This is a genomic window from Belnapia sp., assembly GCF_059504005.1.
Genome location: NZ_JCACHU010000166.1, coordinates 63,115 through 88,796, shown reverse-complemented (window position 1 = coordinate 88,796; position 25,682 = coordinate 63,115). Strand labels below are relative to the sequence as shown.

The following is a 25,682-nucleotide window of genomic DNA, read 5'->3' as shown; positions in this document are numbered from 1 at the left end:
CGCTCCTCAGACCGGAAACCAGTCCCGGCGGGCCACCGTCTGCGTCACCGGCCCGGGCACCTGCAGGTCGAGCCGGCCGACCACCTGGCCATGTTCGATCTTCGCCGGCTTGTCATGCACCGGCAGCAGGAAGCGGGAGGAGTTGAGCAGCTTCTTGATCGCCGCCTTCTCCGACCGCTTGGAGCCAGCGTGGTTGCCGGTCACCTGCGGCTCCTGCGCGCTGACCTGGAAGACGGGCTCGACGACCTGATCGTTGAAGTCGTAGATCACGTCGCCGCAGATGGTGGCAAGGCCCTCGGCCGTCTCGACATGCACGTTCATCGAGCCTTCGGTATGCGCATTGGCGGCCTCCAGCACCATGCCCGGCATGATCTCGACCGGGCCGGACAGTTCCAGGTCCTCGAAGCGCAGCGCGTGGCGCGTGTGCAGCCGCTCGATCAGGTGCTGGATGTCCGGCTTGGGATACTGCGGATGCATCAGGCCGGAAACCGAGCATTCCAGCTCGCGCCGGTTCACCACCACGGTGGTGTTCATCGGGAAGTGGTCGTCCTTGCCAGCGTGATCGATATGCAGGTGGGTATGCAGCACGTAGCGCACATCGCCGGGCTTGACGCCGAAGCGGGCGAGCTGACGCTCGATCATGTTCTCATGGAACTGGAGGCCGCGCATGCCGAGCGTTTCCATGATGGCGTTGTCGCGGTAGCCGGTATCCACCACGATCGGCCAGCGCCCGCCCAGGATCAGGAAGCCGTAGACGGGCACCCGCCGGATGCGGCCGCAGTCCCGTGCCAGCACCAGGAAGCTTGATTCCAGCTCGATGTCGCCGTAGTCGAGGAGCTTGATCTCAAGGCCCATCCCACATCTCCCTACAGCCGGTAGACCCGGCACGCGTTGTCGAAGAACAGGGCCCGCCGCGCCGTCTCCTCCAGCCCTCCCGCGGCCTGCAGATGGGCGCCGAGCAGCGGGGCGTAGCCCGTCCAGAGCTTCTCGATGGGGAAATTCGATCCCCAAAGGCAGCGCGCCGCGCCGAACAGTGCGAGCGTCTCGCCCGTCACCCAGGCGACATGGGCCGCGTCGCTGCGGTGCAGGAAGGTGCCGAAGCCCGAGAGCTTCACCACCACGTTCGGGCAGGCGGCCAGCGCCGCCATGCCGGCTCGCCAGGCGTCGCGGCCGGCGGCGGAGAGATCCTCCAGCATCCCGGCATGCTGCAGCACGAAGGTCACGCGCGGGCAGGCGGCGGCGAGATCCGCCGCCATCGCCATCTGGTCGGCGAAGACCTGCAAGTCGAAACTGAAGGCGTAATCCGCGAGCCGGGCGATGTTCCGGCGCACCGTCGCGTCGCCGCACAGGTCGGGGCGGGCGGCGAAGCGATAGAGCGGGTTCCGGTGCCAGTGGAATTGCTGGCGGATGCCGCGCACCCGCGGGAAGCGCGCCAGCCGGTCGAGCGCGGGCCGCGCATCCTCGGCCGTCATGTCGGCATAGGCGACCGTCGCATGCGGCCAGCCGGTCTCGAGCGCGAGCTGCTCGATCCAGGCCGCCTCCGCGACCGCCTGGTCCTCCGGCCAATTCGCCTGGACATAGACCGCCTTCTCGACGCCGCTGCCCCCGATGTCCGCCAGGTACTCCGCCATGGGATAGTCGCGGCGGATGGCTTCGTAGGGGCCGAAGATACGCGGCTGCATCGGACCCATCAGCCAGGGCAGGTCGGCTCGGCGCCAGACGTGGAAATGGGCGTCCACGATCCTCATGCGGCGCCCCCCGCCTGCGCCAGCGGCCCAGGCCCGACCAGGTGCCGCGCGATCGCAGCGGGGCCCGAGCCGTTCCCCAGCTCGTCGATGAAGGGCAGGATCGCGCGCAGCGCGCCGGTCTCGGGCCGGAAGCTCGGATCGGCGGCGAGCGGGGTCAGCCAGATCACCCGCCAGGCCAGGCTGCGCAGGCGCCGCATCGCCAGCACCAGCGCCGCGGGGTCGCCACGCTCCAGCCCATCGGAGAGGATGACCACGGCCGCGCCGCGGGCGAAGCTAGCGAAGCGCGGCACCGTCAGGAACACGCCCAGCGCCTCGCCGAGCCGCGTGCCGCCATCCCAATCGGCCACCAGCCCGGCGGCGAGGCCGAGCGCCTGTTCCCGCGACCGGTGGCGCAGCGCGCGCGTGACGCGCGTCAGCCGCGTGCCGATGGTGAAGACCTCGGCCCGCTCGGCGGCCTGCACCAGCGCATGGGCCAGGCGTAGCGCGCCATCCGTGCCGGCCTTCATGCTGCCCGACACATCGACCAGCAGCAGCAGGCGGCGCTGCCGCGCCAGGCGCCGCCGGGTCGGCAGCCGGGCAAGCTCGCCGTCGCGCCGCAGCAGATCCTGGAAGGCCCGACGCGGATCGGCAAGGCGGCCGCGCCCGGCGCGGATGCGGCGCGAGCGGCGGCGCGGGATCGCATCCGGCAGCGCGCGGGCGAAGGCGCGCAGCACCGCCTCCTCGTCCACGGCGGTCAGGGATCGCGCCAGCAGCCGCTCCTGCGCGGTCGCCTGCTGGCCGGAGGGCTCGTCCTCCTCGGGCTCGGGCATGGGGCCGAGGCCGGCCGCGTCATAGGCGCGCGGCAATTCCTCGCCCGCCGCCTCGGCGGGCGCGAGGAAGGCGCGTCCGAGGAAGACCGCGTCGAACACGTCGTCGAAATCCTGCCGCCGCTCCGGGCCTGGCCCGAAGACGGCATGCGCGGCGCGCCGCACATCCCGGATCGAGCGCGGCCCGAGCAGCCCGACGGCGGCCAGGAAGCTCTCCGCCTGCTCGGGCGCCGCCGCGAAGCCCGCTTGCCGCAGCGCAGGCGGCAAGGCCAGGAAGGGGGCGAGCGGGCGCGGGATCATGCCGCCCCCTGCAGGATGCGGTCGAGCCGCGGCGCGACGAAAGCCAGGTCGTCCTGGTCCTTCAGCACCACGCCGATGGCGCGGGCGAAGGCCGCCGGCCAGGGGGCGCCCTGGGCGTTGAGCAGCGTCGCGGCTTCCGCCCATTCGACCGTCTCGGCGACGCCCGGTGGCTTGGCGAGAGGCTCCGCCCGCAGCCGGCCCACCGCCGCCACCACCCGGTGCGCGGTGTCCCGCGCCACGGCCGAGGCCCGCATCATCACGATCTGCGCCTCGAGCTGCGGATCGGGATAGCCGATCCAGTGATAGACGCAGCGGCGGCGCAGTGCCTCGTGCAACTCGCGCGTCCGGTTGGAGGTCAGCACGACGACTGGTGGCTCGGTGGCGCGGATCGTCCCGCGCTCGGGGATCGAGAGACTGAAATCCGACAGGAACTCCAGCAGGAAGGCCTCGAACTCGTGGTCCGACCGGTCGATCTCGTCGATCAGCAGGATGCGGTCCCGCGGACGCTGCAGGGACAGCAGCAGCGGGCGGGCGATCAGGAAATCATCGCCATAGAGATTGACATAGGCATCGCCGGCCTGGCGTATCGCCAGCATCTGCCGCGGGAAATTCCATTCGTACATCGCTGCCGACGCGTCGATGCCCTCATAGGCCTGCAGCCGCACCAGCTCGCGGCCGAGCACGGCGGCGATCGCCTTGGCGGCCTCGGTCTTGCCAACGCCCGGCGCACCTTCCAGCAGCAGCGGCTTGCCGAGGGCGAGCGCCAGATAGGCGGCCGTGGCCAGCCCGTCATCGGCCAGGTACTGCGCGTCCCGCAGCGCGCGCACCAGCGCCTCGGGGCTGTCGATGCCGGCGATGGCGCGCCTGACGGCCATGCTACAGCCGCTTCCGCGGCTTCGCGCCGCCCTGCGCCTTCAGGCCGCGCAGCACCTTCTCAGGCGTCACCGGCAGTTCGTCGATGCGCACGCCGATGGCGTCGTAGACCGCGTTGACGACAGCCGGCAGCACCGGGTTCGCGCACATCTCGCCCGGCCCCTTGCCGCCATAGGGCCCGTCCTCGGCCGGGCGTTCCAGCACGCTGATATGGTGCGGCGCCAGGTCGCCTGGCCCGGGCATCAGGTAGGTGTTGAAGTCGACCGGGCCGTGGTCGCGCGCGGGGTAGTAGGGCTCCGTCGTCTCCCAGGCGGCGTGGCTCATCCCCATCCAGGCGCCGCCGCGCAATTGCTGCTCGACCAGCCGGGGGTTCAGCGCCCGGCCGACCTCATAGGCCGACCTCATGTCGGTGACCGTCACCTCGCCAGTCTCGTCATCCACCTCAACCTCGACCAGCATGGCGGCATGAGCGAAGGTGGAAACCGGCGTCATCTCGCCGGTATCGGGATCGACGTCGCTCAGCGGGATCAGGAAGATGCCCCGCCCCGCGATGGTGCGGCCCTGCCTGAACTGCGCCGCCTGCGCCGCCGCCATGGTGGTGATGGACCGGCCCGGCGCGCCGCGTACATGGATGTTGCCGCGCCCATCCGTCACCAGGTCGCCGGGATCGACCTCGAGCTCCTCGGCCGCGGCCTCGAGCATGACGGCGCGCGCCTCCCGCGCCGCCATGATCACCGCATTGCCCATGCGGTGCGTGCCGCGGCTGGCGAAGCTGCCCATGTCGTGCGGGCCGGTGTCGCTGTCGGCGGTATCGACATAGACATCCTCCACCGGCACGCCGAGCGTCTCCGCCGCGATCTGGCGAGTGACCGACTTCATGCCCTGGCCGAGATCAATCGCCGACAGCGCCACGGTGAATTTTCCGTCGGGGTTGGAGTGGATCAGCGCCTGGCTCGGGTCGCCGCCGAGATTCATCCCGATGGGGTAGTTGATGGCGGCGAAGCCGCGGCCGCGATGCAGCGCCATGGCTCAGCGCCTCCGGAAGCCGGACAGGGAGGAGAACCGCATCGCCCCGGCGCGCGACGGGGCGGTGGCCGGTGCGGGCGGCGGTGGCGGCGACCCAGCGGGCGGCAGCGCCGTCCGGGACGGCAGCTGGGCCCGCGGCGGCGCAGGGGCGGCGCCGGGCACCGTGGCGGGGCGCGCACCCTTGCGGGCGTAGCTGCCGCCTTGAACGCCGGCAACCCGCCCCTCCTCATCCGTCGTGGTCACGGCCGGCAGGCGCGCGCGCTCGCCGCCGCCGTCGCGCCGCGACGCGGCAGCGAGCATGGCCGGGCTCAGCCGGACGCCAGCCTTCTCCGCCACCACTTGGCAGCACTCGATCAGGGCGCAGTTCTTGGCCAGGCGCCGATGCGCCTTCATGTCCCCGTCGCGATAGGCGTTGAGGATGCGCAGCTCGATCGGGTTCATCCCGACCGCCTCCGCCACCTTGTCCATATGCGCCTCGATCGCGAAGTCCACGCCGGTGATGCCGAAGCCGCGCATCGCCGTCGCCGGCGTGCGGTTGGTGAAGACGCAATAGACGTTCGCCGACACGTTCGGGATCGTGTAGGGCCCCGGCAGATGCCCCACGCCCTTGATGATCGCGTAGGAGGAAAGCCGCGTATAGGCGCCGGAATCGAAGTAGCCGGTGAACTGGCGGGCGACGATGCGGCCGTCGCGCATCACCCCGTCCTTCACGTACCAGCGCTCGGCGCCGCGCGGCGCGCCGACCTGCATTTCCTCCTCGCGGTCCCACATGTACTTGCAGGGCCGCCCCGTCAGCATGGCCCCCAGGATGGCCAGCGGCTCGTGGATGCTGTCCACCTTGCCGCCGAAGCCGCCACCCACCGTGCCACCGATGAAGTGCAGCCGGCTCGACGGCGTTTCCAGCACCTTCGAGGCGGTGGCGAGCGAGAAGAACAGCGCCTGCGTCGAGGTGTAGCAGACATAGCGGCTGTTTTGCTCGGGCGCGGCGATGGCGCCGCAGGTTTCGATCGGCGCCTGCTCGATCGGCGACATCTGGTAGCGCCCCTCGACGACCAGGTCTGCCTGGCGGAAGCCGGCCTCGACGTCGCCGAAGCGCAGCTTCTGGTGGTCGTACTTGCCGTGATAGACGAAGCGATTGGTGGGATAGACGTCGAGCACCGTCGGCGCGCCCGGCCGGATCGCCTCCTCCACGTCCAGCACATGCGGCAGCGGCTGCCATTCCACCCGGACCTTCGCCACCGCGTCGCGCGCCCGCGCCTCGCTCGTCGCGATCACCGCCGCCACCGGCTCGCCCCGGTAGCGGACGCGGTCGGTGGCCAGCACCGGCTCGTCATCGAGGCCGAAATCGAGCAGCGAGAGCAGCGTGTTCAGGTTGCGCGGCACGTCGCGCCCGGTAAGGATGCGGACGACGCCGGGCATCCGCTCGGCCTCGGCAAGGTCGATGCGCTGCACGCGCGCCGCATGGTGGGGCGACCGCACGCAGCGGATATGCAGCAGCCCGTCGAACAGATGGTCGTCGTAAAACGGTGAGCGCCCGGTGACATGGCCGGTGATGTCCTGCCGCCGGGTCGGCCTGCCGACCTCATTGAGGTTGTCGTCGCGCTCGTCGGCGAAGAACTCCTTGCGGAAGTCGATCATCGCCTGCTGCGTGAGGGTCCCGCTCATGCCCGCTTCCTTTCTGCCGCGACATCAAGGATGGCAGCGATGATCGGCTCGTAGCCGGTGCAGCGGCAGAGATTTCCGCTGATCGCCTCGATCACCTCCTCGCGCGTCGGGGCGGGGTTGCGGTCCAGCAGCGCCTTGGCCGCCATGAGCATCCCCGGTGTGCAATAGCCGCATTGCGCCGCGAATCGTTCCATGAAGGCGTCCTGGAGGGGATGCGGCGCAGGCCCGCCGAGGCCGGTGGCCGTATCGATCCGACGCCCCTCCACTGCCTCGCCGAGGAGGAGGCAGGCAAGTTGCGGCTCGCCGTCCAGCAAGACGGTGCAGGCCCCGCAGGTGCCCTGGCCGCAGCCGTATTTCGGCGAGAGGTCGCCGACGCCGCGACGCAGCAGGTCGAGCAGGTTCTGTCCGTCCTCCGTGAAGGCGGCCTTGGGCTCGCCGTTCAGCGTGAAGGTGACCGGCTTCAGCGCCATGTCAGAGCATCCTCCCGAGCAGGCGACGCAGATGCACGCCCGCCACCTCGCGCCGGTACCATGCGCTGGCCAGCGCATCGGTCGGCGGGTCCAGCCCTTCGGCCACGAGGGCCGCGGCCCGTGCCACCGCGGCGGCATCCAGCGGGCCGCCCTCCAGCGCGCGCTCCGCCGATGGCGACCGCAGCGGCATCGGGCCAAGACCGACGCAGGCGATGCGCACGCCGCGCAACCGCCCACCCTCCCGCGGGAGATGCGCGGCGAAGGACAGCACCGAGACCCCCTTGGGCCTGACACGGCTGACCTTGAGGAAGCCGAAGGCTCGCGGGTCGCGCGGGCGCGGCACCTGCACCGCGGCGACCAGCCCGGCCCGCAACCGGTCGCGCAGCAGGTCCTCGATCGGGCGCTGCATCCCGCCGGCCATCACGATCCGCGCGCCGAGCGCCAGCAGGGCCGCGGCGAGGTCGCCATAGGGATGCTCGGCGAAGAGGTTGCCGCCGATGCTCGCCATGTTCCGCACCTGCGGCCCGCCCACCGCGCGGACCACCGGATGCAGGAAGCCGAGGTCCGGATTGGCCGCGATGGCGGCCATGGTGACGCCCGCGCCGATCTCGACGCCTTCGCCCATGGGCCGGATCCGCGACAGCGACGGGTCCGTGCTACGCACCACCCGCCCCTGCACCAGCCCGGCATTGACGGCACGCATCAGGATGGTGCCGCCGCCCAGATACACGGCGCCGGACCCGAGCGCGCGCTGCGCTTCGGCAATCGTCCCATGGCTCTCCACCGTCACCGCCATCAGCCCGTCTCCCGTGCCAGATAGTCGCGGATCGCCGCAAAGCCGCCGCCATAGATCTGGTCGCCCACCATGCGGGCGAGATCCACCTCGCGGCCGGCCGGCGTGTCGAAGCGGCTTTCCCAGTGCCAGAAGGTCTGGTCGACATCCGTCACCGGCGCCAGCCGCACATGCGCCACGTAGTTGAGCAGAGGTATCGGCGTCTCGAGCAGGCAGTAGCTGAAGGCCAGGTCCGCATCTGACAGCGTGAGCAGGCGCTCGCGTAACTCCGATCCGTCCTGCAGCCGGAAGCGGCGGATGCATCCGATGCGGTCGGCGCTCTGCCCGCGCTCGATCTGGCTCTCGGCAACGGCGGGGTGCCAGCGGTCATGCCCGTTGAAATCGCGCAGCACCGCCCAGACCGCCTCCACCGGCGCCGCGATCACCGTGCTGCGCACCACCTTCGGCATGTCACGTCGCCATCTGGCGCTTGAGCGCCGTGAAGCCCGCCAGGAACACGTTCTGGCCGATGCCCTTCTCCAGCTCGTCGGCAGCCTCCGGCGCGCAGTCAAATTCGGCCAACCATTCCGCGAAGGTGCGGTCCCCGTCCGTGACCGGCGTCAGCCGCAGCGTGGCAACGTAGCCGGTCAGCGGCATGGGGCTCTCGAGAATGGAATAGGTGCAGAAATACTCGTAGTCCGAGAGGGCCAGGAGCTGCTCCCGCAGCCTATCCCCGTTCTGCAGCCGGAAGTCACGGACGCAGCCGACGCGGTCTGATGGCTCGCCGTTCTCGATCCGGCTCTCCCGCACCGCTGGGAGCCAGCGCGGCAGGCCGTTGAAGTCGCGGACCCGTTCCCAGACCCGCGCAACGGGCGCGTCGATCACGGAGCTCACATAGACCCGTGCCATCTATTTCTGGTCCCCCTTGCCCGCCTTGCGGGCGCCCTCAGCGATGCGCTGCATGTCGGAGGCCTCGCGGATCAGGCCGCCCTGCTTCGCCAGGCTGCCGCCCTCGATGCCAATGTCGCCGAGCAGGCTGTCGATCAGTGGCGCCTGCACGCGGTAGCGCAGCGCCGAGTTGATCACCTCGTCGGTCGGCGACCCAACGCCGCCGCCACCGCCGGTGAGGCCGTCGAGCTGCACGATGCGGATGTCCTGAATCTTCTCGAGCGGCTTGACGCTGGCCGCAACAATTCCCTCCACATGCTCCAGCAGCTTCCGGCGGAACAACGAGTGCCTCGCCTCGTCCGTCAGGATATTCTCCGCTTCATTCAGCAGCTTCTGCGCCTCGGCCTCGACGGCGGCGCGCACCTTCGCGGCCTCGGCCATCAGCCGCGCCTCGGCAGCCGCCTTCTCCGCCAGCAGCACATCCACCGACTTGCGCCGGCTCGCGGCCTCGGTTTCGCGCGCGGTGCGGACCTTCTCCTCGGAGACCGCGGCCAGCGCCCGCGCCGCCTCGGCCTCGGCCCTGGCGGCCGATTCGTCAAGCGACTTGCGATAGAGCGCGATCGCCTTGTCCATCTGCACGCTCTCCACCACCTTCTCCCGCTCGACCTCCAGCCGCCGCCGGCTGGTCTCGTGGTCGATGCGGATCTCGTCGAGCTGCCGTTCAGACGCGACGCGGGCGCGCTCCACATCCTCACGGCTCTCGATCTCGGCCTCACGCAGCGCCTGCACGCGAGCGATCTCAATCTGCTCCAGCGCCCGGCGCCGCTCGACTTTCGCCGCTTCCACGGCGCGCTCGCGCTCCACCTCCGCGGCCTCGACGTCGCGCTGAGCGGCGATCTGCGCCTGCCGCACCGCGGCATCGGCCTGCGCGGCCTTCGCCTTCTCGCCCGCTAGCGAGACTACCTTCGACTGCTCGGCCGCCTCCACGACCTTCGCGCGCTCGATATCGATGATCTCCCGTGTCCGGCGGCTGGCGATGCGCTCCTGCTCCAGCGCCAGCTCGGCGGCGATCCGCGCCTTCTCCACCTCCTGGCGGCGCCCAATCTCCGCCCCCTCCAGCGCCTGCTCGCGCGCAATTTCGCGCGTCCGGGTCGCCTCCTCGGCGGCGATCCGGTCGGCAGAGATGCGCTTGTCGCGCGCGATGCGCGCCGCCTCGGTCGCCTCAAGCGCAGCAATCTCCACCGCCTCGACCGAGCTCTGGCGCTCGATCTCCAGCTCCCGGATGCGCCGGTCCTCTCCGATGCGCGCCTCGTTCACCTCGGCGGCCTGCGCGATGCGGGCACGTTCCACGGCCTCGCGGGCCACGATCTCCGCCTCCTCCAGGCTCCGCTGCCGCTCGATCTCCTGCCGGCGGACCTTCTCCTCCCCGGCGATGCGGGTCTGGGCCAGCAGCAAGGTCTGCGCCATGCGCCGCTTCTCGGTCTCCTCGCGCGCGACGATCTCCGCATGTTCCAGGCTGCGCTGCCGCTCAATCTCGAGCCCCTGGGTCTCGCGCTCCCGAGCGATCCGCGCCTCGTCGACCGCCCTCTCCTGCTCGATGCGCGCCCGCTCGGTCGCCTCACGCGCAGCGATCTCGGCCTCCTGTAGGGATTGCTGCTTGGCAATCTCGCGGGACTGCGTCTCGCGGTCGTTCTCGATCCGGGCCTCGCGCACGCTCCGCTCGTGCAGGATGCGCAGCTTATCCACCTCCTCGCGCGCGGCGATCTCCTCGGACTCGATGGCCTTCTGGCGCGCGATCTCGCGGCCGCGGACCTCGCGCTCGGAAGCGATGCGCGCCTCGGCGACGACACGTTCGTTCTCGATGCGTGCCTTCTCGATGATCTCGCGCGCCGTGATCTGCGCTTCCTCCGCCTCCGTGTCCCGGGCGGCGCGTTCGCGCGCAACCTGCGCCCGCTGCTGGGCGCGCCGGAACTCGATCTCGCGCTCCTGGTCGAGGCGAGCTTCCTCGCCCTCCCGCTCGATGTCGAGCGCCCGCTTCTCGGACTCCAGGTTGCGCGCCCGGATCTGAATCATCGCATTCTGCTCGATGTCATTGCGCAACGTGCGCCTGCCTTCGATTTCCCGGATCAGTGCGGTGAGGCCTTCCGCATCGAAGCGGTTGGAAGGGTTGAAGAACTCCAGACTGGTCTGGTCGATGTCGAGGATCGCGACGCTCTCGAGCTCGAGCCCGTTCTTCTCAAGATCGGCCTGCGCCACCGCCTTGACGCGCGCGACGTAGTCCGAGCGCTTCTCGTGCATGCCGGCCATGTCCATCTCGGCGGCAACGGCGCGCAGCGCGCTCTCGAACTTGCCCGACAGCAGGGCGTTCAGCCGTTCCGGCTCCAGCGTCCGGCGGCCGAGCGTCGAGGCAGCCATCGCCACGGCGCGCCGCTCGGGCTGCACGCGCACGTAGAACTCGGCCTCCAGATCGATGCGCATCCGGTCCCGCGTGATCACCGCCTCGCCCTTCGAGCGGCTGATCGGCAGCGGCAGCACGTTCATGTTGACCGGCGTGATGTCGTGGATGATGGGCCAGACGAAGGCGCCGCCGTCGATCACCACTTTCTCCCCGAGGAATCCGGTGCGCACGAAGGCGATCTCCTTCGTCGAGCGACGGTAGAGCCGCTGCATCACCCAATAGACGATGGCGATGCCGACGACAGCGACGATCAGCAAGAGGATGAGTTGCCCGATGATTTGCCCGCTCATGCTCGTTCCCTTATCGGCTCAGCTGCGTGCGATGCGCTTGAAGGCACGGGTCTGCTCGGTCAGCGCAATCTCGGCGGGCAGGCGCTCCATGGACGAAGCGCCGTAGAATCCGTGGCAGGCCGAGGTGTTCCGCAGGATGAACTCGGCATCCGCGGGCATTGCGACCGGCCCGCCATGCACCAGGACGATGGCGTCGGGCTTCTCGGTCAGCGCCGCCGCCGCGATGCGCTCGACGATCGCCGGGCAGTCGGGCAGCTTCAGCCCGGTGTCGGCGCCGATGCTACCGCCGGCGGTGAGTCCCAGATGCACGACGACAATGTCGGCCCCTGCCCTCGCCATGGCCACCGCATCCGCCTCGTCGAAGACATAAGGGGTGGTTAGCAATCCCCGGGCGCGCGCCATCGCCACCATCTCGACCTCGAGCTGGTAAGACATGCCGGTCTCTTCCAGGTTCTGCCGGAAGACGCCGTCGATCAGGCCGACGGTTGGGAAATTCTGCACGCCCGCGAAGCCGATGCGCCGGACCTCGTCCAGGAAGACCTCCATCCGCCGGAAAGGGTCGGTCGCGCAGACGCCAGCGAGCACCGGCGTCCGACGCACTACCGGCAGCACCTCGCCCGCCATCTCCATGACGATCGCGTTCGCGTCGCCATAGGGCATGAGGCCGGCGAGGCTACCGCGGCCGGCCATGCGGAAGCGGCCGGAGTTGTAGATCACGATCAGGTCGATCCCGCCCGCCTCCTCGCATTTCGCCGAGAGCCCGGTGCCTGCGCCGCCGCCGATGATCGGCTCGCCACGGGCGACCATGGCGCGGAAACGATCGAGGATGTCCTGGCGGGTCTCGCGCTGCGCGCTCATGGCTGGCCCCTCTTCCTGCGTGGCGTCCGGGCTCCGCCATGCAGCTGGCGGAAGCCGGCGAGGACCGCGGCGGCGAAACCCGGGTCGTTGATGTGCTGCGGCAGGCGGATCAGTTGCCGGTTGGGACCGGGACGCAGCGTCGCCTCGATGGCGCGGAACAGCGCCTGGCGGGCCACGGGATCCTGGAAGGCGCGGCCGGGGGCATCGAGCGCCGAGACGCCGCCCTCGGGCAGGTAGAAGCGCACCGGCCCCTCCATCAGGTTGAGCCGCTCGGCGATCCAGCGGCCGATCGCGGCGGAGTCCTCGGGGGTGGTGCGCATCAGCGTCACCTGCGGGTTGTGGTGGTAGAAGACCCGTCCGCGGTAGCGCTCCGGCACCGTCTCGGGCGGGCCGAAATTGACCATGTCCGCCGCGCCGACGGAGCCGACAAAGGGCATGCGCGTGCGGATCACGGCGCCGAAGCGGTCGGGCGTGGCGGGCAGCACGCCACCGAACAGCATGTCCGCGACCTCAGTGGTAGTGATGTCGATGACCGCTGCGACCTTGCCGTCGTCGATCAGCCGCTCCATGGACTGCCCGCCGATGCCGGTGGCGTGGAAGACGAGGCAGTCCCAGTCCTCGCGCAGCGCGCCCGCAATCTGCTGAACACATTGGGTGGTGACGCCGAACATGGACAGCGCGACGGCTGGGCGCCTCGGCCGGCGCGGCCGGGCGGCACGGCGGGCCCTGACCATGCCGATCATCGCCTGGGCGGCATTGCCCAGCACGTCCTCAGTGATCGCATTCAGCCCCTGAACGTCGGCGACCGAATGCATCAGCATGATGTCCGCGGTGCCGACATACTGTCGCACATCGCCGCTTGCGACGGTCGAGACGATCAGCTTCGGCACCCCGACCAACAGCGTCCGCATGGCCGGCGCAACCATCGCCGTCCCGCCCGATCCGCCCGCCGAGAGGATGCCGGCGATGCCCGATTGCCGTTCCAGCCAGCGCCGGAAGGCTTCGGTCATCGCCGCGACCGCGGCGCCGCGGTCGCCGGTGAAGACCCCGGCGGCGCCGCGCGGATGGAAGGCCGCGACCTGATGCGCGGGAACATCCGCGCCGGAATGCCCGCCGCTGGTCGACAGGTCCACCAGGCGCACCGGCAGGTCGGCCTCGCGGATGAGGTCGCGCATGTAGCGCAGTTCCTCGCCCTTGGTGTCGAGCGTGCCCACCACGAGCACGACATCGGAACCCGGCGCGGCGAGCGGCCGGATCTCGGCCTGTCCCCCCGCCGGGGCGGCGATAGGCTGGTTGGTGACCACCCGGGCCATACGCTCCAGCACCTCCACCGGGACCGGCTTCGACCAGCGCGTCGGCAGCGTGGGGTTGGACATGTAGATCTTGCTGGACGCGCCCGCCGGCCGGCGGATGTCGGCCTCCGCCGGCGGCTCGGCGACCAGCGGCGTGTCCTCGTGCCCGTAGCGGCCGACGCCGAGCAGGCGTTGCTGCAGCTCCCGGTCCGCGGCTAGGTCGCGTGCCGGGGCGATGCGGTTGACGCGGCCATTGACCATGATGGCCACCGTCTCCGCCACCGCGCAGGCGACGCCGATGTTCTGCTCGATCACCAGCACGTCGATCTCGCCATCCTCGGCGAGCGAGACGAGCAACTCCTCGAGCTGCGCGACGATCACCGGGGCGAGGCCTTCGGTCGGCTCGTCCATGACCAGCAGCTTCGGGTTCATCAGCAGCGCCCGACCGATCGCCAGCATCTGCTGCTCGCCGCCCGAAAGCTGCGCGCCGCCATTGCCGCGGCGCTCGGCCAGCCGCGGGAAGGTCGCGTAAACCCGCTCGATGGTCCACGCGCCGCCCCTGCGCGCGACCATCCGCAGGTGCTCGTCCACCGTCAGCGACCGCCAGAGGCGGCGCCCCTGCGGCACGTAGCCGATGCCGAGCCGCGCGATGTCCGCGGGGGAACGGCCGAGCAGCGGTTGCCCGCGGAAGGCGACCGACCCCGAGGCCACGGGAACGAGGCCCATGATCGCCTTGCACAGCGTGGTTTTGCCCATTCCGTTCCGGCCCACCACCGACAGCGCGCCGCCATCGAGTCGCAGGTCGACGCCCTGCAGGGCGTGGCTCGCCCCGTAGAAGACGTTCAGCCCGCGGATGTCGAGGCTGGCAGGACCCTGGCGGTCAGGCATGCGCATGGCGTCCGTCCCCCAGATAGAGCTCCTGGACCTGTGGATCATCCTCGATCTCGGCCGGCGTGCCCTCCTTGAAGACGCGGCCGTTGTGCATCATCGTCACGCGTTGGGCGACCCGCAGCGCCACATCCATGTCGTGCTCGATGATGATGAAGCCGATATGGGCCGGCATGTTCGCCAGGATGGCCACCAGCTCGGCGCGCTCCGTGGGCGACAGGCCGGCCGCCGGCTCGTCGAACAGGATGAGCCGCGGGGCGCCGGCCAGCGCCAGCGCGATCTCCAACTGGCGCTGCTGGCCGTAGCTGAGTTCGCTCACCAGCCGTCCCTGCACCTCCGCCAGGTGAACGGCCTCGATCAACTCCTCGCTGCGCGTGAGGAGCGGGTCGCCACGCCGCGGGCGGAGCAGCGAGAAGCGGCCGCGGCTGACGCCGCGGCAGGCGAGGTAGACATTGTCCGCGACGCTGAGCCCGCCGAACAGCAGCGAGATCTGGTAGGTGCGGCGCAGGCCCCGGCGAATGCGCTCATGTGCCGGGAAGCGCGTCACCTCCTCGCCGAACAGGCGGATCGTGCCCGAGCTCGGCAGGAAGTCGCCGGTGACGCAGTTGAACAGCGTCGTCTTCCCCGCGCCGTTGGACCCCAGCACGGCGCGCCGCTCCCCGGCCGCGACCGTCATCGTAACGTCCGAGATGGCGGCGAGCGCGCCGAACAATTTGGTCACGCCGCGCAGTTCGAGCGCGTTGCCGGACCCGGCGGCGCCGAGTCGCTCGGCCGCGTCCGCGCGGGCGGCAGCGGGCCGCGCTTCGGTGGGCCTCACGGCACGCGGCCCGGGTTTGCCCGGCCGGTGAGGGGATCGACCGGCCTGCGGCGCGCCTCCCGCCAGCGGTCCCATAGCCCCAACGCGCCATCGGGGGAGAAGAACACCACCGCGAGGAAGCCGAGCCCGATGAGCAGCTTGAAGCGTTCGTTCGACAGGTTGAAGGCGGACAGCACATCCGGGCTGAAGGTGCCGAGCAGCACGTAGATGAAGGCGCCGACGAAGGGCCCGATCGGGCGGCGCAAGCCACCGATGACGGCGATGATCAGGATGTCGATCACCGCCCCGATCCCCGCGGTGAAGGCGGCGACCTGGGTGTTCTGCCAGACGAGGAGGATGCCGCCGATGGCGGCGATGACGCCGGCGAAGCCATAGGCGGCGATCCGGTGCGCGACGACGTTGAAGCCCATCGCCGCCATCCGCCTCGGGTTGTCGCGGATGCCCTGCAGGGCGAGGCCGAAGGGCGAGCGCGCGACATAGACGACGGCGAGGAAGCACAGCACCGCGAAGACCAGGGCGAGGTAGTAGAAGGCGGTCGGCTGCCGCCAGTCGATGCCGAGCACTCGCGGCGGCACCACCAGGTTGAAACCGCTGTAGCCGTTGAATATCTCGTAATTCTGGCGGGTGAAGTAGAAGAAGGCGCTGGCGATCGCGAGGGTGATCATGATGGTGTAGATGCCCTCGGTACGCACCGCCAGCGCGCCCACGGCCGTGGCGAAAGCCGCCGCGATCAGGACCGCCAGCGGCAGGTAGAGCCACCAGGGTAGGCCAAGGCTGATCTGCTGCACCCCGGACGTGCCGAGGATCGCCACCATGTAGCCGGCCAGCGCCGCGACGGTCATCTGGATGAGGCTCACCATCCCGCCATAGCCCGCGAGGAACATCAGCGAGAGCGCGATGACCCCGAGGCAGAAGGACCAGCCGAAGACCTGGAACAGCCAGAAGTCGCTGGCGAGGGTGGGCATGATCAGCAGGATGCAGCCCGTCGCCCACCAGCCGGCGGGAATGGACATGACCAGGTCCGGCCAAGAGGCGGAGCCGGCGGGGGTGCCGGCGCGCTGGTCGCGGGACTTGTCGGTCAGCGCCAATGCCGCCCCCTCAGCGCCGGTTGCCAATGAGGCCCTGCGGCCGGAAGGCCAGGACGAGCGCCATGATCAGGAAGGTGAAGACTACCGAATAGGTTGGCGCGTAGACCAGCCCGATCTGCTCGACGAGGCCGATGATGAGCGCGCCGAGTGCGGCGCCGGTGATCGACCCCATGCCGCCGACGATCACCACGACCAGGCTCGCCAGCAGGAAGCGCGTGTCCTCGCCCGGGGCGAGCGACTGGAAGGTACCGCCGACCACGCCCGCAACACCCGCCAGCCCCGCGCCAAAGCCGAAGACGGCGAGGAACACGTACTGGATCCGGATGCCCGATGCAGTCAGCATCTCCCGGTCGTCGACGCCCGCGCGGACCAGCATGCCGAGCCGCGTTCGGTTAAGCACCAGCCACATCCCGAGGCCGATGACGATCGCCATGATCAGAATGGCGATGCGCACCTGCGGGAAGCGCATGTAGACAGGCGCCCCGTTGCGGTCGACCGCGACGACGATCGGCAGGGTTGCGGGGCCCGAGAGCCAGTCGGGCGTCTGCAGCGTGTAGGACTGCCCGCCCCAGATCCACAGCATGATGTCGGCCAGCACCACCGACAGGCCGATGGTGACCATGGTCTGCCGGAGCTCCTCGCCCTCCATGCGCCGGAAGACCTGATGCTGGAGCAGCAGGCCGAACAGCCCGACCACCAGGAAGACGACCGGCACGGCCACCAGCCAGTCGCCGGCCGCATTCGACACCCCATAGCCCAGATAGCCGCCCAGCAGGTACAGCGAGCCATGCGCCAGGTTGACGTTGCGCATCAGCCCGAAGATCAGGGTGAAGCCGGACGCGACCAGGAAATAGAGCGCGCCGAGCGTCAGGCCGCCGAACAACGCATTGACGAAGACCCGCTTGCGGCCGAGCACCTGCTCAACGCCCGCGGTCCAGGGCGTCAGGATGAGCCACAGCAGCCCCGCTGCCAGCAGCAGGACGATCAGCGTCCAGACGGGGTAGCGTCGCGCGATGTCGGTCATGGCGGCGGACACTCCGTGCGGGACGGCGGGCCGGGAGCGCACAACGGACCCTACCCCGCTTCGCCGGGGCCAGCCCGCAGGATGCGCCGCCAGGCGCCGTCCACGGGATCGCCGGTCAGCCGCCGCCCAGCGCCCGGCAGTCCGGGTTGGTGCGGGACGGCAGCCCCATGGCCTGGAACTGCGCGGCGGTCAGCCCCAAGGTCTGGTTCACGCCGTCGACCTTCGCGACGTTGCGGCTCACCAGCGTCCCGCCGGGGCCTTCCGCGATCTCGTTGACGAAGACCGTGCCGGTGGCCTGGCGGTTCTCGTTCAACGTGACCTCGCCGAGCGGCGTGGCGAGGCGCAGCGACGAGAGCGCCGCGTTGAACCGCCGCTGCCCGTCGCTGAGATCGCCGTTCACAGCATTCAGCCCAGCGATCGCGGCCTGCGTGGCGATGTAGTAGCCGGTGCCGAACAGCGAGGGACTCGGGAAGCGCTGGTTCGCCGGGAAGGCCTCGCGGTACTGGCGCACATAGGTTTGCCAGGCCGGGTCCGCATTGTCCTCCGCCAGCGGGCCGGAGGTCAGCGTCCCGACCAGCGCTTCCTTGGCGCGGCCGCGCGCGGTCAGGACTGTCTGGTCAGCCATGATGGTGCCGCCGATGATCCGTGTGCCGGCGCCGGCCTGCTGCCACTGGTTCAGGAAGTTGATGGCATCCGTGCCGCCCATGCCGAGATAGACGGCGTCCACGTTATCCGGCAGTTGCGCGATCACGCCGCCGAAATCCGTGGCGCCGAGCGGCACCCAGAAGCGCTGCACGATGGTGCCGCCGGCGCGGCAGAAATCGACCGCGAAGCCGAGGAAGTTGGTGTAGCCGAAGGAGTAATCGGCGGCGACCGTGGCGACTCGGCGCCAGCCCCGGTTCTGCACGACGTAGCGGCCGAGGCCGGTACCCCACTGCGCGCCGTCGAGGTTGAAGCGGAAGACGTTGGGCGCGGGATCCACCCAGGTCATCTCGAGCGCACCCGAGATGCCGTTGATGATCGTGCGGTCGGGAATTGTCTTGGCGTAGTCGCGGATCGCGATGCCCTCGGAACCGGAGAGCGGCCCGATAATGAAATCGACGCGATCCTGTTCGATGAGCTTGCGCGCCTGGCGCACGGCAGTATCCGGCCGCGTGTCGCTCGGCGCCACGACCGTCTCGATCCGGCGCCCGCCGGCGGTGTGGTTCACCTGCCGCAGGGCGAGTTCGACGTTGCGCACGGCATCGGCGCCGCCGGCGGCGAAGGCGCCCTCTAGGGCGACGAGCACCCCGATCCGGATGGGCGGCTGGGTCTGTGCCGCCGCCGGCATCGCCAAGCCCAGAGACAAGGCTGCGGCGCCGGCAAGCCCGAAGAGAGTCCGCTTATCCCAGTTCATCCATGTTCCTCCCACCTGGACGATGGTCCGCTTTCCATGCCGGCACCTTGCACCGGGGACGGCCATTTTTTCATTGGCGAAGCTGCAGCTGCAGGGCCCTGCAGGCATCGTGACGCGTGGATAACAGCGTGGCCGTCGGTGGTCCGATCCGTCAAGGGGAAAGCTGGACGGGTCAGGAGACGCCTGCCGGTCACGCCTGTGCGTTTGTCTGTGACCAGGCTCCGGCCGAGCCGCGGCGTTGGCTCGCGAGCGACGGCGCGGCCAAAGGTGTCGGCCGGCGCGCCCGCCGGCCAGGGGATCATGGGTTTGACCGGCCTGCTGGGCCAGGGCGCCTCGGCCTGCGCCGCAGCAGGCCGGTCGGGCAGCAGCGCGGCCAGCGGCGGGACGAGCAGCTCGCGGCGGCAATCCAACAAGCAGCGGCCCGGCGCCACGATAGGAGACATGCTTGGCCCGCAACCCGGCCGCAGCGCGCAGCCGCAGCTCGCTGCTGAGATGCTGCAAGGTGCCCCAGCCGGGAATGCCGCTGTTCAGCGCGTTCGGGTCGAGGCGGCGAATGCGGCGATACCGGCAAAGCCGGAGCGCGGATGGGTGGTTAGCGCATTCGGCGCGGTAATGCTTTGTCCTTTCAAAGGAAACGAGCTCCGCGATGAGTGCCGGCCTGTCGCCATCTCCAAGGGGGCTGGACCTTTCGGCCTGACATTCCGCTGGCGGTGGCGCTGGGTGCTCAGAACTATGTTCCGGCCCGGCCGTTCCTTGGACCTCGATCCCTCAGGGCTGGCCGCCCGCTCCGGGGCCGCCTCGGCCGTCCCAAGGGTGGTGTTGGCTGGGCGTGGGATCCCCAACGGCCGCGCGGACGGCAGGACCGGAGCCTTCGAATGGACGCGGTGATCGACCTGCTGAACGCAGTCCTTTGGAACTACGTGCTGATCTATGGACTGCTCGCGGTCGGGGTCTTCTTCACCCTGCGCCTACGCTTCATCCAGATCCTCCGTTTCCCGGAGATGATCCGCAACATCACCGGCGCCAAGCGGGCGGACCGGGCCGGGATCACTCCCTTCCAGGCACTCTGCACAAGCCTGGCCTCCCGCGTCGGCACCGGGAACATCGCCGGCGTGGCGGTTGCGCTGACGCTAGGCGGGCCCGGCGCGATCTTCTGGATGTGGATGGTGGCGGCTCTCGGCATGGCCACAGCCTTCGCCGAAAGCACGCTTGCCCAGCTCTTCAAGGTTCGGGACGAGGAGGGGCGCTATCGCGGAGGCCCAGCCTTCTACATCGCGCGCGGGCTCGGCGCGCCATGGGCGGGCGCACTCTTCTCCGCTTGCCTGATCCTCTCCTTCGGGCTGGTTTTCAATGCGGTGCAGGCCAACTCCATCGCCGATGCGATGGAAGGTGCTTTCGGCCTGCCCAAGCTCGCCACCGGGCTCGCGCTGGCCGTGCTGGCCGGGCTCATCATCTTCGGTGGCATCGCCACCATCGCCCGCGCGGCGGAGGTGATCGTGCCCGTGATGGCGCTGGGCTACATTTCGGTCGCGCTTTACGCGGTCGTGGCCAACATCGCCGAGGTGCCCTCGATGCTGGCGCTGATCGTGCGTTCGGCCTTCGGGCTGGAGCCGGCGGCGGGCGGCGTTGCGGGCTCCATGGCCGCCGCGATGCTGAACGGCGTCAAGCGCGGCCTCTTCTCGAACGAGGCAGGGATGGGCAGCGCGCCCAACATCGCCGCAGCAGCGACGCCCGACCCGCATCACCCGGCCAGCCAGGGCTTCGTGCAGTCCCTCGGCGTCTTCATCGACACGCTGGTGATCTGCACCGCGACCGCGCTGCTCATCCTGCTCTCGGGCGTGCTGCAGGCGGGCACCGATGCCAACGGCACACAGCTCACGCAGGAGGCGCTGAGCATGCATATTGGCGCCGCTGGCCCTTACTTCATCGCCATCGCGGTACTGTTCTTCGCCTTCACCTCGATCATCGGCAACTATGCCTATGCGGAGAATGCACTGGTCTTCCTGGGCCTCGGTCGCCGAGCGGGGCTTGTCGCCTTGCGCCTCGGCGTGCTGGCGATGGTGGTCTGGGGGGCAGTGCAGAGCGTGGCCACCGTCTTCAATGCGGCCGATGCCTCCATGGGGCTGATGGCGACGATCAACCTGGTCGCAATCTTGCTGCTCTCGGGCCTCGTCGTGCGGCTGGCGCGCGACTATGCCTCCAAGCGGCGCCGCGGGGAGGAGCCGGTCTTCCTGGCCAACGAGATGCCGGAACTCGCCGGGCGGATCGACCCCGAAATTTGGCGGCGACGCTGAGCGCAGGCGGCAGCTATGGAGTGACCAGAGATTGCGGGTCCATCAGCGCATGCGGCGTCGCACAGAACGGCTGGGACGTCCGAAAGGGCCGTGGCCATCCCATAACCCTGTCGACTGCCTGAAAGGCCAAATTCGAGATAAGCGGATGGCCTGACCTTGGGTCGGTATTCGTGAAGGTACACGCGTTAGCGCGCGTTCGGGACGTCCGGCCGGACGTTACCAGGCACAGGCAGGCAGCGACGAGCCGCTCGGCCTGACCTAACTGAGCAGCCCCCGCTGCTCGGACCCGCACCACCAAATCCGGGGACAACGCAATTAGCGAAGGCCGTCCTGGCCGGTGATCTCGGCGGTGGTCAGGCCGCCGATGCGCGGCAGCGGCCGTCCGCCATCGGTCAGCGCCAGGCAGAGCAGGATCTCGCCGGCTCGCGGCGCATCCGGCACCCGGGCCTCGATGGCATCGAAATGGCTGCGGACGAAGGCGGCGTCCTTGTGGCCCAGCGGCACGTCGATGGCCGTCCCCGGACCGCCGGCCTTCTTGGCCGAGGGGATCAGCGCCGGCCCCCTGCCGAGCGCCGCGCGCACCGGCGCCCCCATCTTCGGGTGCAGCAGCGCGGCGGCATGCTCGAGCTCGCCGGCCTCCCCCACCACCGCCGCCTTGCCGAAGCTTTCCACCTGTTCGCCCGGAATGCCTAGGGCGGCGACCGCGCGCTCCGCCAGCAGCGCGCCGAGTTCCTCGCCCTGGGCGATCAGCTCGGCGAGGTCCTCCTCGTAGCGGCCGGCAAAGGGGTTCTCGATGACGGCGCAGGCGACGGCGCGGCGGATCGGCCGGGGCAGCTCGCGCCCCATCTCCCGCCGCGTCTCGTCCAGCAGCACGACGAGCTTCCGGATCACCGCCGCCATCGGCTCAGGCCCTTCCCGCCAGATTGGCCAGCCGTGCGCCATGCCCGATGACGGCGCCGAGCGAGCCGAGGTTGCGCCGGTCGGCCAGCGCCGCAACGGCCGCCAGCGGCCGCCCCTCCCGTAGCCGCGCGAAGGAATCGCCGATCGAGACCGAGAAATGCAGCATGATGCTGGCATCGCGGTAGCAGTCGGTGGTGCAGGCCTGGCAGCCATCGCGCATCACCTTGTCCGGTGTGAAGTCCCAGACGGAAGAGAGCGGCTCCTTCCAATCCTCGCAGCGCCAGAGGTCGTAGTTCCAGTCGAGGTAGAAATACTTGTAGCCGGCATGGCAGATGAAGCGCTCGCCCTGGCCGGTGAGGCGCCGGCGCATATCGGCGATGGCGGCGCGCGGGTTGTGGACGGGGATGACGGCGCGGGCCTGCTCCACCCCGTCGAAGGCGGTCAGCAGCTCCGCCTGGGACATGTCGACCAGCTCGCTATCCTCGGAAAAGACGAGGGAGGAGGAGCCGAGCGCCGCCTTCCGTGGATAGGAGAAGGTGACGGCGGCGAAGCCGAGCTCCTTGAGGAAGCGCCCGAGCGCGGCATAGTCCTTCACCAAGCGGGTCATGGCGACGCTGGCGATGGGCGTCACCCCTTTGGCGGCGAGGCGCGTATTCGCCTCCCGGATGCGGGCGCAGACGCCCTTCAGCCCGCGATTCTCCTCGTGCAGATGCGCATGCTCGCTATCGATGGAGATGAAGAGGGTGGTGATGCCGGCCGCCGCCAGATCGTCCACCTTGGGTGGCAGCAGCCAGCCATTGGTGACGAGGGTCGGCTGGGTGCCCTGCGCCGTCGCCTCCCGCGCCATCTCCAGGATCTTCGGGTGCAGCAGCGGCTCGCCGCCCATGAAGGTGACGAAGCGCACATTGGCCTGCTCGCGCAGCCGGGTCAGCGCGGCCGGAAAGCGCTCCGCATCCAGCCAGCTCCGGTGCTTCACGAAGCCCTTGTCATGGGCGAAATTGCAGAAGTCGCAGGTCGCGTTGCACATATTGGTGACGGAGATGTTGCAGATCGCCGGCCCCCCGCGCGGCACCAGCCGCAGCAGGTCGAACACCCCCGATGTCTTGCTCGCCATCACCTGTCCCTCGGTCCAGCCGGACGCATAGCCCCGGTCTCCGCCCGCTGCCAAGCGATAAGGCCCGGCAGGCTGAGGCAGACCTCCCGCGCCCGCCGCACCAGGGCCACGGCGAGGGCCGCCGCGGCCGGCACCCCGACCAGCGCCGCGGCGCCGATGATCGCCCCCTCCTGCACCGCCAGGGCCCCCGGCAGCATGAAGCCGACATTCCGCAAGGCCTGGGCCAGGCTCTCGATCACCAGCGCATCCGCCAGGCTGATCGGATGGCCGAGGAGCCACAGCACGCCTGCGATCTCCACCGCCCCCAGCAGCCATGAGACTGTATGCCAGAGGGTCGCCGCCGCCAACCGCGGCCAGTCGGCATGCAGGTCGAGGATCGCCGCCTGCAGCCCCCGCACCCAGCCGGGGTCGATGGCCGGCCAGCGCCGCGCCAGCCGCCCGAGCCCGCGTTCCAGCAGGGCCAGCGGCAGGCGGCGCTGGAACAGCACCATGGCCCCTGCCCCGGCCAGCGCGATGCCGAACCCGGCCGCGGCAAAGCCGAGCAGCCCTGGCCCATCCCCCACCCCGAGCAGCAGCGCGACGCCCGCCAGGGTGAAGAAGAGTTGCGAGACGGCCTCCAGCGTCAGGTCGACGGTCGCCGTCGCCCCCGCCATCTGGCCGGAGATCCCGTGGCGCGCGAGCAGCCGCGCCGCCGCCGCCTGCCCGACCAGCGCCCCGGCCGGCACCAGCGCATTGGCCGATTCCCGGTACCAGCGGAGCTGCGCCATCACCCGGAAGGGCGGCCGCGCCGCGGGCGGCAGCAGCGCCCGCCAGGCGGCGGCCGTCAGCAGGATCTGCGGGATGTGGACGGCAGCGGAGATGCCGACCGCCGCCGGCAGGTCCGCCAGCACCGCGCCGAGTCCCAGCAGCTCCCCGGCATTGAGGGCGATCACCGCCCCCAGCGCCAGCGCGCCGAAGACCAGCCCGTTGCGGAGGCCCTGGCGCCAGCCCGGGATCAATGCCCGAGCGTCTCGGGCACCCGCTCGGCCGGCGGGGTGTTGCGGCTGCGGCCGCAGCGCATCACCCCGTCGATCATGACGCCGCCGATGCCGGGGATGTCGCCGAGCTCGACGCTGTGCAGCAGGTCCCGGCCCGCCGTGTGCTGCGCCCGGTCGAGGAAGACGAGGTCCGCCGCCCGCCCGGCCTCGATCAGCCCGGCATCGAGGCTGCGGATGCGCGCCGTGTTGCCGGTCGCCATGGCGAAGGCCTGCTCCGCCTTGATGCCGCCGAGGGAGGAGAGCAGCGAGATCATCCTGAGGATGCCGAGCGGCTGCACCCCCGACCCGGCCGGGCTGTCCGTGCCGAGGATGACGCGATGCAGCTGCCCGAGGTCCCGCGCCGCCTGCACCGCCGCGATCGCCACCCGCTCGTTGCCGTTGTGGACCAGCTCGATCGCCCGGCTGCTGCGCTCGCAGAGCTCGCAGACATGCGCCTCCGGCAGGCTGGTATGCCCGCCATTGATATGGCCGATGATGTCGGCATCCGCCTCCAGCACCGTGTCTCTGTCGATCAGCCCGCTGCCGGGGATGGAGGGCCCGCCGGTATGGATGGTGCTCTGGATGCCGTGCTTGCGCGCCCAGGCCACCATCTCCCGCGCCTCGTAGCCCGCCTTCACCGAGCCGAGGCCGACCTCGCCCAGCAATGTCACGCCGGCGGCGGCGAGCTCGGCGAAGTCGCTCTCCACCATGCCCTTCTCCAGCACCGGCGCGCCGGCCAGCACCTTCACCCCGGCCGGCCGGGCATTGAAGAAGGCCCGTTGCGCAGTGATCGCCAGCGCCTTCAGCCCGACGATGTCCTTCGGCCGCCCGGGCAGGTGCACCTCGCCGGCCGAGATCATGGTGGTGACGCCGCCATGCAGGTTGCTCTCGACCCAGCCCATCTGGTTCTGCCGGGGGGTCCAGTCGCCGATCACCGGATGGACATGGCTGTCGACCAGGCCGGGCGCGACCGCGCAGCCATGCGCATCGATGACGGCATCGACCGCACCGCGATCGGCCAGCTCCCCGGACCGCCCCACGGCCGCGATCCTGCCGTCCTCGATCAGGATGGCATCTGCCTGGAGCACCGGATCGGCCAGGTCGCCCGAGAGCAGCAGCCCGATATTCCGCACCAGGATGCGGCCCTTGGCCGGACCCGAAGCCTGCTCCACCGCCATGGGCTGATCCCCTTCGATCCAGCGCCACTCTAGCCCCGGCCCATTCGTAAGCCTAGAAACGAAATGCGACCCGGAGGCGAGGATGGGGGAGACCGAGGACTACGTGCTGGAGGAGCAGGTGGGCCACCTGCTGCGCCGGGCCTATCAGCGCCACCTCGCCCTGTTCCAGGGCATCATCGGCGAGGACGGGCCGACCTCCATGCAATTCGCGGCCCTCCACGTGCTCTGGCGGCGTGGCCCGCTCTCGCAGAACCTCCTCGGCCGGCTGCTGGCGATGGACCCGCCAACCGTGAAGGGCGTCGTCGCGCGGTTGATGGCCCGCGGCCTGGTGGTGCGGGAGCGCGACCCCTCCGATGCCCGGATGCTGCTGGTGGCGCTGACGCCGACGGCGCTTGCCGCCCTGCCCGGCTGGGTGGAGAAGGCCAGGGCCGTCACCGCCGCAACCCTCGCGCCGCTGCCGCGGGACGAGCAGGCGCGGCTCATCGCCACGCTCCGCCGGATGGGATGATTCGGGTTGTGGC

The 25,682-nt window shown here is 70.3% G+C and carries 23 protein-coding genes; 2 read left to right on the top strand and 21 right to left on the bottom strand.

Translation table 11 applies throughout. The features are described 5' to 3' along the window. Window positions 1-6 precede the first annotated feature (6 nt). The 17 genes from AC5JJ1_RS25990 to AC5JJ1_RS25910 all read right to left on the bottom strand — a co-directional run bounded on the left by AC5JJ1_RS25990 (window position 7) and on the right by AC5JJ1_RS25910 (window position 18,659). Window positions 7-855, bottom strand: a complete 849-nt coding sequence (locus AC5JJ1_RS25990; protein WP_495788024.1) for an N-acyl homoserine lactonase family protein — start codon at window positions 853-855, stop codon at window positions 7-9. Window positions 856-866: 11 nt separating this feature from the next. Beyond that, window positions 867-1,748 (bottom strand): amidohydrolase family protein, encoded by an 882-nt coding sequence (locus AC5JJ1_RS25985; protein WP_495788023.1) that lies wholly within the window; start codon window positions 1,746-1,748, stop codon window positions 867-869. After that, window positions 1,745-2,854: a VWA domain-containing protein gene (locus tag AC5JJ1_RS25980; RefSeq protein ID WP_495788022.1), complete on the bottom strand. Its 1,110-nt coding sequence runs from the start codon at window positions 2,852-2,854 to the stop codon at window positions 1,745-1,747. The genes AC5JJ1_RS25985 and AC5JJ1_RS25980 overlap by 4 nt, the downstream gene beginning before the upstream one ends. Next, window positions 2,851-3,729 (bottom strand): AAA family ATPase, encoded by an 879-nt coding sequence (locus AC5JJ1_RS25975; RefSeq protein WP_495788021.1) that lies wholly within the window; start codon window positions 3,727-3,729, stop codon window positions 2,851-2,853. The genes AC5JJ1_RS25980 and AC5JJ1_RS25975 overlap by 4 nt, the downstream gene beginning before the upstream one ends. A gap of 1 nt (window position 3,730) precedes the next feature. Continuing rightward, window positions 3,731-4,753, bottom strand: a complete 1,023-nt coding sequence (locus AC5JJ1_RS25970) for a xanthine dehydrogenase family protein molybdopterin-binding subunit (RefSeq protein ID WP_495788020.1) — start codon at window positions 4,751-4,753, stop codon at window positions 3,731-3,733. Window positions 4,754-4,756: 3 nt separating this feature from the next. Continuing rightward, entirely contained in the window at window positions 4,757-6,418 is a 1,662-nt protein-coding gene (locus AC5JJ1_RS25965) for a xanthine dehydrogenase family protein molybdopterin-binding subunit (protein WP_495788019.1), read from the bottom strand. Continuing rightward, window positions 6,415-6,888, bottom strand: coding sequence for a (2Fe-2S)-binding protein (locus AC5JJ1_RS25960; protein ID WP_495788018.1), 474 nt, complete (start codon window positions 6,886-6,888; stop codon window positions 6,415-6,417). Before AC5JJ1_RS25960 ends, AC5JJ1_RS25965 begins: the two co-directional genes overlap by 4 nt. 1 nt (window position 6,889) lies before the next feature. Continuing rightward, window positions 6,890-7,684, bottom strand: coding sequence for an FAD binding domain-containing protein (locus AC5JJ1_RS25955; protein ID WP_495788017.1), 795 nt, complete (start codon window positions 7,682-7,684; stop codon window positions 6,890-6,892). Next, window positions 7,684-8,130 carry an SRPBCC family protein gene (locus AC5JJ1_RS25950; RefSeq protein WP_495788016.1) on the bottom strand — a complete coding sequence of 149 codons (447 nt, stop codon included), beginning with the start codon at window positions 8,128-8,130 and terminating at the stop codon, window positions 7,684-7,686. The genes AC5JJ1_RS25955 and AC5JJ1_RS25950 overlap by 1 nt, the downstream gene beginning before the upstream one ends. 1 nt (window position 8,131) lies before the next feature. Then, window positions 8,132-8,569 carry an SRPBCC family protein gene (locus AC5JJ1_RS25945; RefSeq protein ID WP_495788015.1) on the bottom strand — a complete coding sequence of 146 codons (438 nt, stop codon included), beginning with the start codon at window positions 8,567-8,569 and terminating at the stop codon, window positions 8,132-8,134. After that, window positions 8,570-11,296 carry a flotillin family protein gene (locus tag AC5JJ1_RS25940; protein ID WP_495788014.1) on the bottom strand — a complete coding sequence of 909 codons (2,727 nt, stop codon included), beginning with the start codon at window positions 11,294-11,296 and terminating at the stop codon, window positions 8,570-8,572. Window positions 11,297-11,314: 18 nt separating this feature from the next. Then, window positions 11,315-12,154 (bottom strand): phosphoenolpyruvate hydrolase family protein, encoded by an 840-nt coding sequence (locus AC5JJ1_RS25935; protein WP_495788013.1) that lies wholly within the window; start codon window positions 12,152-12,154, stop codon window positions 11,315-11,317. Further along, window positions 12,151-14,334, bottom strand: a complete 2,184-nt coding sequence (locus tag AC5JJ1_RS25930) for an ABC transporter permease (RefSeq protein WP_495788012.1) — start codon at window positions 14,332-14,334, stop codon at window positions 12,151-12,153. The genes AC5JJ1_RS25935 and AC5JJ1_RS25930 overlap by 4 nt, the downstream gene beginning before the upstream one ends. Beyond that, entirely contained in the window at window positions 14,327-15,151 is an 825-nt protein-coding gene (locus AC5JJ1_RS25925; RefSeq protein ID WP_495788011.1) for an ABC transporter ATP-binding protein, read from the bottom strand. Before AC5JJ1_RS25925 ends, AC5JJ1_RS25930 begins: the two co-directional genes overlap by 8 nt. After that, window positions 15,148-16,239: a branched-chain amino acid ABC transporter permease gene (locus tag AC5JJ1_RS25920; protein ID WP_495788010.1), complete on the bottom strand. Its 1,092-nt coding sequence runs from the start codon at window positions 16,237-16,239 to the stop codon at window positions 15,148-15,150. The genes AC5JJ1_RS25925 and AC5JJ1_RS25920 overlap by 4 nt, the downstream gene beginning before the upstream one ends. 10 nt (window positions 16,240-16,249) lie before the next feature. Further along, on the bottom strand, window positions 16,250-17,263 hold the full coding sequence (locus AC5JJ1_RS25915) for a branched-chain amino acid ABC transporter permease (RefSeq protein ID WP_495788009.1): 1,014 nt from the start codon (window positions 17,261-17,263) through the stop codon (window positions 16,250-16,252). A gap of 115 nt (window positions 17,264-17,378) precedes the next feature. Then, the gene (locus tag AC5JJ1_RS25910) at window positions 17,379-18,659 is read right to left on the bottom strand and encodes an ABC transporter substrate-binding protein (protein ID WP_495788008.1); all 1,281 of its coding nucleotides are present in this window, start codon (window positions 18,657-18,659) and stop codon (window positions 17,379-17,381) included. A gap of 875 nt (window positions 18,660-19,534) precedes the next feature. Between AC5JJ1_RS25910 and AC5JJ1_RS25905 the strand changes: the two genes are divergently transcribed. Continuing rightward, window positions 19,535-20,953 (top strand): alanine/glycine:cation symporter family protein, encoded by a 1,419-nt coding sequence (locus AC5JJ1_RS25905; protein WP_495788007.1) that lies wholly within the window; start codon window positions 19,535-19,537, stop codon window positions 20,951-20,953. 315 nt (window positions 20,954-21,268) lie between these two features. Here the strand turns inward: AC5JJ1_RS25905 and AC5JJ1_RS25900 are convergent, their stop codons facing one another. The 4 genes from AC5JJ1_RS25900 to AC5JJ1_RS25885 are packed head-to-tail and all read right to left on the bottom strand — an operon-like array spanning window position 21,269 to window position 25,161. Continuing rightward, complete coding sequence (locus AC5JJ1_RS25900) at window positions 21,269-21,853, bottom strand: amino acid synthesis family protein (RefSeq protein WP_495788006.1); 585 nt, start codon at window positions 21,851-21,853, stop codon at window positions 21,269-21,271. 4 nt (window positions 21,854-21,857) lie between these two features. Next, window positions 21,858-22,967: a radical SAM protein gene (locus AC5JJ1_RS25895; RefSeq protein WP_495788005.1), complete on the bottom strand. Its 1,110-nt coding sequence runs from the start codon at window positions 22,965-22,967 to the stop codon at window positions 21,858-21,860. Next, window positions 22,967-23,965, bottom strand: coding sequence for a lysylphosphatidylglycerol synthase domain-containing protein (locus AC5JJ1_RS25890; protein ID WP_495788004.1), 999 nt, complete (start codon window positions 23,963-23,965; stop codon window positions 22,967-22,969). Before AC5JJ1_RS25890 ends, AC5JJ1_RS25895 begins: the two co-directional genes overlap by 1 nt. Beyond that, the gene (locus AC5JJ1_RS25885; protein ID WP_495788003.1) at window positions 23,962-25,161 is read right to left on the bottom strand and encodes an amidohydrolase family protein; all 1,200 of its coding nucleotides are present in this window, start codon (window positions 25,159-25,161) and stop codon (window positions 23,962-23,964) included. The genes AC5JJ1_RS25890 and AC5JJ1_RS25885 overlap by 4 nt, the downstream gene beginning before the upstream one ends. Before the next feature lie 82 nt (window positions 25,162-25,243). Here AC5JJ1_RS25885 and AC5JJ1_RS25880 point away from each other — a divergent pair, with 82 nt between their 5' ends. Beyond that, window positions 25,244-25,669 (top strand): MarR family winged helix-turn-helix transcriptional regulator, encoded by a 426-nt coding sequence (locus AC5JJ1_RS25880; RefSeq protein ID WP_495788002.1) that lies wholly within the window; start codon window positions 25,244-25,246, stop codon window positions 25,667-25,669. Window positions 25,670-25,682: the final 13 nt, after the last annotated feature.

Coding starts and splice junctions, on each gene's coding strand:
- AC5JJ1_RS25990 (WP_495788024.1), bottom strand. CDS start 855: ATGGGCCTTGAGATCAAGCTCCTCGACTACGGCGACATCGAGCTGGAA.
- AC5JJ1_RS25935 (WP_495788013.1), bottom strand. CDS start 12,154: ATGAGCGCGCAGCGCGAGACCCGCCAGGACATCCTCGATCGTTTCCGC.
- AC5JJ1_RS25905 (WP_495788007.1), top strand. CDS start 19,535: ATGGACGCGGTGATCGACCTGCTGAACGCAGTCCTTTGGAACTACGTG.
- AC5JJ1_RS25930 (WP_495788012.1), bottom strand. CDS start 14,334: ATGCCTGACCGCCAGGGTCCTGCCAGCCTCGACATCCGCGGGCTGAAC.
- AC5JJ1_RS25950 (WP_495788016.1), bottom strand. CDS start 8,130: ATGCCGAAGGTGGTGCGCAGCACGGTGATCGCGGCGCCGGTGGAGGCG.
- AC5JJ1_RS25940 (WP_495788014.1), bottom strand. CDS start 11,296: ATGAGCGGGCAAATCATCGGGCAACTCATCCTCTTGCTGATCGTCGCT.
- AC5JJ1_RS25975 (WP_495788021.1), bottom strand. CDS start 3,729: ATGGCCGTCAGGCGCGCCATCGCCGGCATCGACAGCCCCGAGGCGCTG.
- AC5JJ1_RS25965 (WP_495788019.1), bottom strand. CDS start 6,418: ATGAGCGGGACCCTCACGCAGCAGGCGATGATCGACTTCCGCAAGGAG.
- AC5JJ1_RS25945 (WP_495788015.1), bottom strand. CDS start 8,569: ATGGCACGGGTCTATGTGAGCTCCGTGATCGACGCGCCCGTTGCGCGG.
- AC5JJ1_RS25985 (WP_495788023.1), bottom strand. CDS start 1,748: ATGAGGATCGTGGACGCCCATTTCCACGTCTGGCGCCGAGCCGACCTG.
- AC5JJ1_RS25895 (WP_495788005.1), bottom strand. CDS start 22,967: ATGGCGAGCAAGACATCGGGGGTGTTCGACCTGCTGCGGCTGGTGCCG.
- AC5JJ1_RS25980 (WP_495788022.1), bottom strand. CDS start 2,854: ATGATCCCGCGCCCGCTCGCCCCCTTCCTGGCCTTGCCGCCTGCGCTG.
- AC5JJ1_RS25955 (WP_495788017.1), bottom strand. CDS start 7,684: ATGGCGGTGACGGTGGAGAGCCATGGGACGATTGCCGAAGCGCAGCGC.
- AC5JJ1_RS25915 (WP_495788009.1), bottom strand. CDS start 17,263: ATGACCGACATCGCGCGACGCTACCCCGTCTGGACGCTGATCGTCCTG.
- AC5JJ1_RS25910 (WP_495788008.1), bottom strand. CDS start 18,659: ATGAACTGGGATAAGCGGACTCTCTTCGGGCTTGCCGGCGCCGCAGCC.
- AC5JJ1_RS25960 (WP_495788018.1), bottom strand. CDS start 6,888: ATGGCGCTGAAGCCGGTCACCTTCACGCTGAACGGCGAGCCCAAGGCC.
- AC5JJ1_RS25900 (WP_495788006.1), bottom strand. CDS start 21,853: ATGGCGGCGGTGATCCGGAAGCTCGTCGTGCTGCTGGACGAGACGCGG.
- AC5JJ1_RS25970 (WP_495788020.1), bottom strand. CDS start 4,753: ATGGCGCTGCATCGCGGCCGCGGCTTCGCCGCCATCAACTACCCCATC.
- AC5JJ1_RS25880 (WP_495788002.1), top strand. CDS start 25,244: ATGGGGGAGACCGAGGACTACGTGCTGGAGGAGCAGGTGGGCCACCTG.
- AC5JJ1_RS25885 (WP_495788003.1), bottom strand. CDS start 25,161: ATGGCGGTGGAGCAGGCTTCGGGTCCGGCCAAGGGCCGCATCCTGGTG.